This window comes from Enterobacter cloacae complex sp. P13B (assembly GCF_014895915.1).
Taxonomy (GTDB): Bacteria; Pseudomonadota; Gammaproteobacteria; order Enterobacterales; family Enterobacteriaceae; genus Enterobacter; species Enterobacter bugandensis.
The window spans coordinates 18,538-28,305 of the sequence record NZ_JADBQN010000029.1 but is presented as its reverse complement, the minus strand read 5'-3'; the positions used below and the strand labels follow the sequence as shown (position 1 = coordinate 28,305).

9 protein-coding genes are annotated in these 9,768 nt (G+C 61.7%); all 9 read left to right on the top strand.

The window, feature by feature from the left end; all coding sequences use genetic code 11:
• The first annotated feature begins 99 nt into the window (after positions 1–99).
• The 9 genes from hpaG (at position 100) to hpaB (ending at position 9,754) form a co-directional block, all read left to right on the top strand.
• On the top strand, positions 100–1,377 hold the full coding sequence (gene hpaG, locus IM273_RS13315; RefSeq protein WP_193051524.1) for a 4-hydroxyphenylacetate degradation bifunctional isomerase/decarboxylase: 1,278 nt from the start codon (positions 100–102) through the stop codon (positions 1,375–1,377).
• Positions 1,374–2,840: a 5-carboxymethyl-2-hydroxymuconate semialdehyde dehydrogenase gene (hpaE, locus tag IM273_RS13310; protein ID WP_048999309.1), complete on the top strand. Its 1,467-nt coding sequence runs from the start codon at positions 1,374–1,376 to the stop codon at positions 2,838–2,840. The genes hpaG and hpaE overlap by 4 nt, the downstream gene beginning before the upstream one ends.
• 2 nt (positions 2,841–2,842) lie before the next feature.
• Positions 2,843–3,694, top strand: a complete 852-nt coding sequence (gene hpaD, locus IM273_RS13305; protein WP_041911312.1) for a 3,4-dihydroxyphenylacetate 2,3-dioxygenase — start codon at positions 2,843–2,845, stop codon at positions 3,692–3,694.
• A gap of 9 nt (positions 3,695–3,703) precedes the next feature.
• Positions 3,704–4,084, top strand: coding sequence for a 5-carboxymethyl-2-hydroxymuconate Delta-isomerase (locus IM273_RS13300; protein ID WP_193051525.1), 381 nt, complete (start codon positions 3,704–3,706; stop codon positions 4,082–4,084).
• A gap of 76 nt (positions 4,085–4,160) precedes the next feature.
• Entirely contained in the window at positions 4,161–4,964 is an 804-nt protein-coding gene (gene hpaH / locus IM273_RS13295) for a 2-oxo-hept-4-ene-1,7-dioate hydratase (RefSeq protein WP_193051526.1), read from the top strand.
• Positions 4,965–4,974: 10 nt separating this feature from the next.
• A complete protein-coding gene (gene hpaI, locus IM273_RS13290) occupies positions 4,975–5,769 on the top strand; it encodes a 4-hydroxy-2-oxoheptanedioate aldolase (RefSeq protein WP_059354706.1) in 795 nt (264 codons plus the stop codon).
• Between the two features lie 21 nt (positions 5,770–5,790).
• On the top strand, positions 5,791–7,134 hold the full coding sequence (gene hpaX / locus IM273_RS13285; RefSeq protein WP_193051527.1) for a 4-hydroxyphenylacetate permease: 1,344 nt from the start codon (positions 5,791–5,793) through the stop codon (positions 7,132–7,134).
• Positions 7,106–7,996 carry a 4-hydroxyphenylacetate catabolism regulatory protein HpaA gene (gene hpaA, locus IM273_RS13280; RefSeq protein WP_049138654.1) on the top strand — a complete coding sequence of 297 codons (891 nt, stop codon included), beginning with the start codon at positions 7,106–7,108 and terminating at the stop codon, positions 7,994–7,996. Before hpaX ends, hpaA begins: the two co-directional genes overlap by 29 nt.
• A 195-nt stretch (positions 7,997–8,191) precedes the next feature.
• Positions 8,192–9,754 (top strand): 4-hydroxyphenylacetate 3-monooxygenase, oxygenase component, encoded by a 1,563-nt coding sequence (gene hpaB, locus IM273_RS13275; RefSeq protein ID WP_058678933.1) that lies wholly within the window; start codon positions 8,192–8,194, stop codon positions 9,752–9,754.
• Positions 9,755–9,768 lie beyond the last annotated feature (14 nt).

The window sequence follows — 9,768 nt, the reverse complement described above, 5'->3', positions numbered from 1 at the left end:
TTCACTTCTGATTGCGAAATAAACAGCAAAAGCATAAAACCAGATCATTAACATATTAATGAAATCATAACCCGGACCGTCGGGGTAAGGAGTAGGTGAATGAAAGGTACCGTATTTGCCGTCGCGCTGAACCACCAGAGTCAGCAAGAAGCCTGGGCTGAGGCGTTTGAAAAAGCCCCTTACAACATGCCGCCAAAAACGCCGGTGTGGTTTATCAAACCGCACAACACGGTGATTCGCGCGGGCGAGCCCATTCCTTTCCCGCAGGGGGAAACGGTGTTAAGCGGCGCGACGGTGGCGCTGGTGGTGGGTAAAACCGCCAGCAGGGTGCGCGTAGAGGACGCCGCGGCGTACATCGCCGGATATGCGCTGGCCAACGAGGTGAGCCTGCCGGAAGAGAGCTTCTACCGCCCGGCCATTAAGGCCAAATGCCGGGACGGCTTTTGCCCGCTTGGCGAGCTGGCCGCCGTTGATAACGTCGACAACCTGACCATCATCACCGAGATCAACGGCCGCGAAGCGGACCACTGGAACACCGCCGATCTGCAGCGCAGCGCCGCCGAACTGCTGAGCGCCCTGAGCGAATTCGCCACCCTCAATCCCGGCGATGCGATCCTGCTCGGCACGCCGCAAAGCCGCGTGGAGATCCGCCCGGGCGATCGCGTGCGGATTCTGGCGGAAGGTTTCCCGCCGCTGGAAAACCCGGTGGTGAACGAGCGCGACGTTGCCCTTTCCCACCGCACGCCTGAACACGCCACGCTGTTCGCCCTCGGTCTTAACTACGCCGATCATGCCAGCGAGCTGGACTTCAAGCCGCCCACCGAGCCGCTGGTGTTTATCAAAGCGCCGAACACCTTCAATGGCGACAACCAGACCTCGGTGCGCCCGAACAATATCGAATACATGCACTACGAGGCGGAGCTGGTGGTGGTCATCGGTAAAACCGCGCGTAAGGTGAGCGAAGCCGAGGCGATGGAGTATGTCGCGGGCTACACGGTCTGCAACGACTACGCCATCCGCGACTACCTGGAAAATTACTACCGCCCGAACCTGCGGGTCAAAAGCCGCGACGGATTAACCCCCATCAGCCCGAACATCGTGCCGAAAGAAGCCATTCCCGATCCGCATAACTTAACCCTGCGCACCTTCGTCAACGGCGAACTGCGTCAGGAAGGCACCACCGCCGATCTCATTTTCAGCATTCCTTACCTGATTGCGTATCTGAGCGATTTTATGACCCTGCAGCCGGGCGACATGATCGCCACCGGCACGCCGAAGGGGCTGTCCGACGTGGTGCCGGGCGATGAAGTGGTGGTGGAAGTGGAAGGCGTGGGCCGCCTGGTGAACCGGATTGTCAGCGAGGAGACTGCAAAATGAAAAAGATTAACCACTGGATCAACGGTAAAAACGTCGCCGGAAGCGAGTACTTCCATACCACTAACCCGGCCTCCGGCGAGGTATTAGCGGAAGTCGCCTCCGGCGGTGAAGCGGAAATTCATCAGGCCGTTGCCGCCGCTAAAGAGGCGTTCCCGAAATGGGCCAACCTGCCGATGAAGGAACGCGCGCGCCTGATGCGTCGCCTGGGGGATCTGATCGACCAGAACGTGCCCGAGATCGCCGCCATGGAAACCGCCGACACCGGCCTGCCGATCCACCAGACCAAAAATGTGCTCATCCCGCGCGCCTCGCACAACTTCGAGTTCTTCGCCGAGGTGTGCCAGCAGATGAACGGCAAAACCTACCCGGTCGACGACAAAATGCTCAACTACACGCTGGTGCAGCCGGTGGGCGTCTGCGCGCTGGTGTCGCCGTGGAACGTGCCGTTTATGACCGCCACCTGGAAGGTCGCGCCGTGCCTGGCGCTGGGCAATACCGCGGTACTGAAGATGTCTGAACTCTCGCCGCTGACCGCCGACCGTCTGGGCGAGCTGGCGCTGGAGGCGGGCATTCCGGCGGGCGTGCTGAACGTGGTGCAGGGCTACGGGGCGACGGCAGGCGACGCGCTGGTGCGCCACCACGACGTGCGCGCCGTCTCCTTCACCGGCGGCACCGCCACCGGGCGCAACATTATGAAAAACGCCGGGCTGAAGAAATATTCCATGGAGCTGGGCGGCAAATCCCCGGTGCTGATTTTTGAAGATGCGGACATCGAGCGCGCGCTGGACGCCGCGCTGTTCACCATCTTCTCCATCAATGGCGAACGCTGCACCGCGGGCTCGCGCATCTTCATCCAGCAGAGCATTTATCCGGAGTTCGTCAAGCGCTTCGCCGAACGCGCCAATCGCCTTCGCGTGGGCGATCCGACCGATCCGAACACCCAGATTGGCGCGCTCATCAGCCAGCAGCACTGGGAGAAAGTCTCCGGCTATATCCGCCTCGGCATCGAGGAAGGCGCCACCCTGCTGGCGGGCGGCCCGGACAAACCGGTCGATCTGCCTGTACACCTGAAAGGCGGCAACTTCCTGCGCCCGACGGTGCTGGCGGACGTCGACAACCGCATGCGCGTGGCGCAGGAGGAGATCTTCGGGCCGGTGGCCTGCCTGCTGCCGTTTAAGGACGAGGCGGAAGGCCTGCGCCTGGCGAACGACGTGGAGTACGGCCTGGCGTCATACATCTGGACCCAGGACGTCAGCAAGGTGCTCCGTCTGGCGCGCAGCATTGAAGCGGGCATGGTGTTCGTCAACACCCAGAACGTGCGCGACCTGCGCCAGCCGTTTGGCGGCGTGAAGGCCTCCGGCACCGGCCGCGAGGGCGGCGAGTACAGCTTTGAAGTGTTCGCGGAGATGAAGAACGTCTGCATCTCCATGGGCGACCATCCGATTCCAAAATGGGGGATCTGACAATGGGCAAGCTAGCGTTAGCGGCAAAAATCACCCACGTGCCGTCGATGTATCTTTCCGAGCTGCCGGGGAAAAACCACGGCTGCCGCCAGTCGGCCATCGACGGGCATAAAGAGATCAGCAAGCGCTGCCGCGAGCTGGGCGTGGACACCATCATCGTGTTCGACACCCACTGGCTGGTAAACAGCGCGTACCACATCAACTGTGCGGATCATTTTTCGGGCGTCTACACCAGCAACGAGCTGCCGCACTTTATCCGCGACATGACCTACGACTACGACGGCAACCCGGAGCTCGGGCAGCTGATCGCCGACGAAGCGGTGAAGCTCGGCGTACGTGCCAAGGCGCACAACATCCCGAGCCTCAAGCTGGAGTACGGCACCCTGGTGCCGATGCGCTACATGAACGCGGATAAGCACTTCAAAGTGATCTCCATCTCGGCGTTCTGCACGGTTCACGACTTCGCCGACAGCCGCAGGCTGGGCGAGGCCATCGTCAGCGCCATCGAAAAGTACGACGGCACCGTGGCGGTGCTCGCCAGCGGCTCGCTGTCGCACCGCTTTATCGACGACCAGCGTGCGGAAGAAGGGATGAACAGCTACACCCGCGAGTTCGACCGCCAGATGGACGAGCGGGTGGTCAAGCTGTGGCGCGAAGGCCAGTTTAAAGAGTTTTGCAGCATGCTGCCAGAGTACGCCGACTACTGCTACGGCGAGGGCAACATGCACGACACGGTGATGCTGCTGGGGATGCTGGGCTGGGATAAATACGACGGCAAGGTGGAGTTCCTCACCGAGCTGTTCGCCAGCTCCGGCACCGGCCAGGTCAACGCCGTTTTCCCGCTGCCCGCATAAGGAGTCGTTATGCCGCACTTTATTGCTGAATGTACCGACAACATCCGCGCGCAGGCCGACCTGCCGGGGCTGTTCGCCAAAGTGAACGAGGCGCTGGCCGCCACGGGGATCTTCCCGCTCGGCGGCATCCGCAGCCGCGCCCACTGGCTGGACACCTGGCAGATAGCGGACGGTAAGCATGATTACGCCTTTGTGCATATGACGCTGAAGATCGGCGCCGGGCGAAGCCTGGAGAGCCGGGAAGCCGTGGGGGAGATGCTGTTTGCGCTGATCCAAACCCACTTCGCGGCGCTGATGGCGGAGCGCTATCTGGCGCTGTCGTTTGAGCTCGACGAACTGCACCCGACGCTCAATTACAAGCAGAACAACGTGCACGCGTTGTTTAAATAGCGAGCGCACACCGCCCCGTACCGTACATCGTAGGCCGGGATCGCTACGCGCCACCCGGCAAAAACAGGATATCGCCATGCTCGACAAACACACCCATACCCTGATCGCCCAGCGCCTGCATCAGGCGGAACAGTCCCGGGAGCAGATCCGCGCGATCTCGCTGGAGTACCCGGAGATCACCATCGAAGACGCCTACGCCGTACAGCGCGAATGGGTGAGCCTGAAAATTGCCGAAGGCCGCGTGCTGAAAGGCCACAAGATTGGCCTCACCTCGAAAGCGATGCAGGCCAGCTCGCAGATTAGCGAGCCGGACTACGGCGCGCTGCTGGACGACATGTTCTTCCACGACGGCAGCGACATCCCCGTCGATCGCTTTATCGTCCCGCGCATTGAAGTGGAGCTGGCCTTCGTGCTGGCAAAACCGCTGCGCGGCCCGAACTGCACGATCTTCGACGTCTACAACGCCACGGACTACGTCATTCCCGCCCTGGAGCTGATCGACGCCCGCTGCCACAACGTTGACCCGGAGACCCAGCGCCCGCGCAAGGTGTTCGACACCATCTCCGATAACGCCGCCAACGCCGGGGTGATCCTCGGCGGTCGTCCGATTAAGCCCGACGCGCTGGATCTGCGCTGGATCTCCGCCCTGCTCTACCGCAACGGCGTGATCGAAGAGACCGGCGTCGCCGCAGGCGTGCTTAACCACCCGGCGAACGGCGTGGCATGGCTGGCCAACAAGCTCGCGCCGTACGACGTGCAGCTTGAGCCCGGACAAATCATCCTCGGCGGCTCGTTTACCCGTCCAGTTGGCGCCAGCAGAGGCGACACCTTCCATGTTGACTACGGCAACATGGGTTCCATCAGCTGTCGCTTTGTATAAGGAGGCGACCATGCAAAACGCATTCAAAGCGGCGCTGAAGGCGGGCCGCCCGCAAATCGGTTTATGGCTGGGGCTGACCAGCAGCTACAGCGCAGAGCTGCTGGCCGGGGCCGGTTTTGACTGGCTGCTGATCGACGGCGAGCACGCGCCGAACAGCGTGCAGACCGTCCTGACTCAGCTCCAGGCTATCGCCCCTTATCCCAGCCAGCCGGTAGTGCGCCCGTCGTGGAACGATCCGGTGCAGATCAAGCAGCTGCTGGACATAGGCGCGCAAACCCTGCTGGTGCCGATGGTGCAAAACGCTGACGAGGCGCGGCTGGCGGTAAGCGCCACCCGCTACCCGCCTGCGGGCATTCGCGGCGTCGGCAGCGCCCTGGCAAGAGCCTCGCGCTGGAATCGCATCCCGGACTATCTGCATCAGGCTAACGACGCCATGTGCGTGCTGGTGCAGATCGAAACCCGCGAGGCGCTGAAAAACCTGCCGCAGATCCTGGACGTGGAAGGCGTCGACGGCGTGTTTATCGGCCCGGCGGATCTGAGCGCCGACATGGGCTTTGCCGGCAATCCGCAGCACCCGGAGGTGCAGGCCGCCATCGAGCAGGCGATCGCGCAGATCCTCAGCGCGGGCAAAGCGCCCGGCATCCTGATGGCGAATGAACAGCTGGCGAAACGCTATCTCGGCCTCGGCGCATTGTTTGTGGCGGTCGGTGTGGATACCACCCTGCTCGCCCGCAGCGCCGAAGCGCTGGCGGCCCGCTTTACCGACGTCACCACAGCAGTTGATAACAATAAATCCGTCTACTAAACGTACGATGTGGAGCGCTACATGACGACCTCAACCCTGCATAATAAAGATGTAGAACATCGCGCAATAAATAAGCTGTTCCGTCGTTTGATCGTGTTTCTCTTTATCCTGTTTGTTTTCTCGTTTCTCGATCGCATCAACATCGGCTTTGCCGGGCTGACGATGGGCAAAGATCTGGGCCTCACGTCGACCATGTTTGGCCTGGCCGCGACGCTGTTTTACGTCACCTACGTGCTGTGCGGGATCCCCAGCAACATCATGCTGGCGAAGGTCGGCGCACGCCGCTGGATCGCCGGGATCATGGTGGTGTGGGGCATCGCCTCCACCTGCACCATGTTCGCCACCAGCCCCGAAACGCTTTACGTCCTGCGCATGCTGGTGGGCATTGCGGAAGCCGGTTTCCTGCCGGGGATTTTGGTCTACCTCACCTGGTGGTTCCCGGCCTATCACCGCGCCCGCGCCAACGCGCTGTTTATGATCGCCATGCCGGTGACTATGATGCTCGGCTCGATCCTCTCCGGGTACATTCTGGCGATGGACGGGCTGTGGAACCTGAAGGGCTGGCAGTGGCTGTTTCTGCTGGAGGGGTTGCCGTCGGTGGTGCTCGGCGTGGTGACCTGGTTTTACCTCAACGACACGCCGGATCAGGCCACCTGGCTGGATGAGGACGAAAAGCAGGCGCTGAAAACGATGATCGCCCGCGAGCAGGAGGCCGCCATCGCCCAATCCGTCACGCCGCGCTCGACGCTGCGCGAGGTGCTTACGCCCGCCGTGCTGCTCTACACGCTGGCCTACTTCTGTCTGACCAATACGCTGAGCGCGATCAACATCTGGACGCCGCAGATCCTGCAAAGCTTCAACACCGGCAGCAGCAATATCGTGATTGGCCTGCTGGCGGCGATCCCGCAGTTTTGTACCATCCTCGGGATGATCTGGTGGAGTCGCCGCTCCGACAGGCTGAAAGAGCGAAAAAAGCACACCATCCTGCCGTACCTGTTTGCAGCGGCGGGATGGATGCTGGCCTCCGCGACCGATCACAGCCTGATCCAACTGCTTGGCATCATCATGGCCTCAACCGGATCGTTTACCGCCATGGCGATATTCTGGACCACGCCGGACCAGGTTATTAGCCTGCAATCCCGCGCGGTGGCGCTGGCGGTGATCAACGCCATCGGTAACGTCGGATCCGCCGTCAGCCCGCTGCTGATTGGGATCCTGCGCGACGCGACCGGCAGCTTCAGCTCCGGGCTATGGTTCGTGGCGGGTCTGCTGGTGGTCGGCGCGCTGGTGCTGACGCGTATCCCGATGACGCAGCGGGTTCAACAGAGGAACGATCATGTGCCAGAGCCCTATCGCCAACATTGATATCAGCAAGGAGTACGACGAAAGCCTGGGCACCGACGACGTGCACTATCAGTCGTTCGCGCGCATGGCGGCCTTTTTTGGCCGCGACATGCAGGCGCACCGTCACGACCAGTACTTTCAGATGCACTTTCTCGACACCGGGCAGATTGAGCTCCAGCTCGACGACCACCGCTATTCGGTGCAGGCGCCGCTGTTTGTGCTGACGCCGCCGTCGGTGCCGCACGCGTTTATCACCGAATCCGACAGCGACGGGCACGTGCTGACGGTGCGCGAGGATCTCATCTGGCCGCTGCTGGAGGTGCTCTACCCCGGCACGCGGGAAGCGTTCGGCCTGCCGGGGATCTGTCTGTCGCTTGCCGACAAGCCTGACGAACTGGTGGCGCTGAAGCACTACTGGCAGCTCATTGCCCGGGAATCCACGGCGCAGCTGCCGGGCCGTGAGCATACGCTGGTCCTGCTGGCGCAGGCGGTATTTACCCTGCTGCTGCGCAACGCGAAGCTCGACGACCACGCGGCCAGCGGGATGCGCGGCGAGCTGAAGCTGTTCCAGCGCTTTACCCAGCTGATCGACACCCATTACCACCAGCACTGGACGGTGCCGGAATACGCCAGCGAACTGCACCTCACCGAATCCCGCCTGACGGACATCTGCCGCCGCTTCGCCAACCGCTCGCCGAAACGGCTGATCTTCGACCGGCAGCTGCGCGAGGCCAGGCGCCTGCTGCTGTTTTCCGACAGCGCGGTCAGCGAGATTGCCTGGCAGCTGGGATTTAAAGATCCGGCCTATTTCGCCCGGTTTTTCAATCGCCTGACGGGCTGCTCGCCCAGCGCGTATCGGGCGCAGAAAGTACCGGTTTCCTGAGCGCATCGCGGTATGTAGGGCGGGTAAGCGCAGCGCCACCCGCCAAAAACCCGCACAGATCACAAATCCCAATCCCGCCCGAAAAGTACCCGCCGTTGTCCCAAACGTCCCTTCACGTTCCGCCCCTCTCACGCTTCAATTAAACAACAAAAACAAAACATAAATTTAACAACCATCTTCCGATACGAGGTCCCTATGAAGCCAGAAGAATTCCGCGCTGATGCCAAACGTCCGTTAACCGGCGAAGAGTATTTAAAAAGCCTGCAGGACGGTCGTGAGATTTATATCTACGGCGAGCGCGTTAAGGACGTCACTACCCACCCGGCATTTCGCAATGCGGCGGCGTCCATCGCCCAGATGTACGACGCCCTGCACAAGCCGGACATGCAGGACACGCTGTGCTGGGGCACCGACACCGGCAGCGGCGGCTACACCCACAAATTTTTCCGCGTGGCGAAAAGCGCCGACGACCTGCGCCAGCAGCGCGACGCCATCGCCGAGTGGTCGCGCCTGAGCTACGGCTGGATGGGGCGCACGCCGGACTACAAAGCGGCGTTCGGCTGCGCGCTGGGAGCGAACCCTGCCTTCTACGGTCAGTTCGAGCAGAACGCCCGGAACTGGTACACCCGCATTCAGGAAACCGGCCTGTACTTCAACCACGCCATCGTCAACCCGCCGATCGACCGCCACAAGCCGGCGGACGAGGTGAAGGACGTCTACATCAAGCTGGAGAAAGAGACCGATGCCGGGATTATCGTCAGCGGTGCGAAAGTCGTCGCAACCAACTCGGCGTTGACCCACTACAACATGATCGGTTTTGGCTCCGCGCAGGTGATGGGCGAAAACCCGGACTTCGCGCTGATGTTCGTCGCGCCGATGGATGCCGAAGGCGTGAAGCTGATCTCCCGCGCCTCGTACGAGATGGTGGCAGGCGCAACCGGCTCCCCGTACGACTACCCGCTCTCCAGCCGCTTCGACGAGAACGACGCAATCCTGGTGATGGATAACGTGCTGATCCCGTGGGAAAACGTGCTGATCTACCGCGATTTCGACCGCTGCCGTCGCTGGACGATGGAGGGCGGCTTCGCCCGCATGTACCCGCTTCAGGCCTGCGTGCGTCTGGCGGTGAAGCTCGACTTCATCACCGCCCTGCTGAAGAAATCCCTGGAGTGCACCGGTACCCTTGAGTTCCGCGGCGTGCAGGCGGATCTCGGCGAAGTGGTGGCCTGGCGCAATATGTTCTGGGCGCTGAGCGACTCCATGTGCTCCGAAGCCACGCCGTGGGTGAACGGCGCGTACCTGCCGGACCACGCGGCGCTGCAAACCTACCGCGTGATGGCCCCGATGGCCTACGCGAAGATCAAGAACATCATCGAACGTAACGTGACCTCCGGGCTAATTTATCTGCCGTCCAGCGCGCGGGACCTGAACAACCCGCAGATCGACCAGTATCTGGCGAAGTACGTGCGCGGCTCCAACGGAATGGATCACGTCGAACGCATCAAGATTTTGAAACTGATGTGGGACGCCATCGGCAGCGAGTTTGGGGGTCGTCACGAGTTGTACGAAATCAACTACTCCGGCAGCCAGGATGAGATCCGCCTGCAATGCCTGCGTCAGGCGCAAAGCTCCGGGAATATGGACAAGATGATGGCAATGGTCGACCGCTGCATGTCCGAGTACGACCAGCACGGCTGGACCGTGCCGCACCTGCACAACAACAGCGATATCAACATGCTCGACAAGCTGCTGAAATAGCGCAGCGGGAGGTT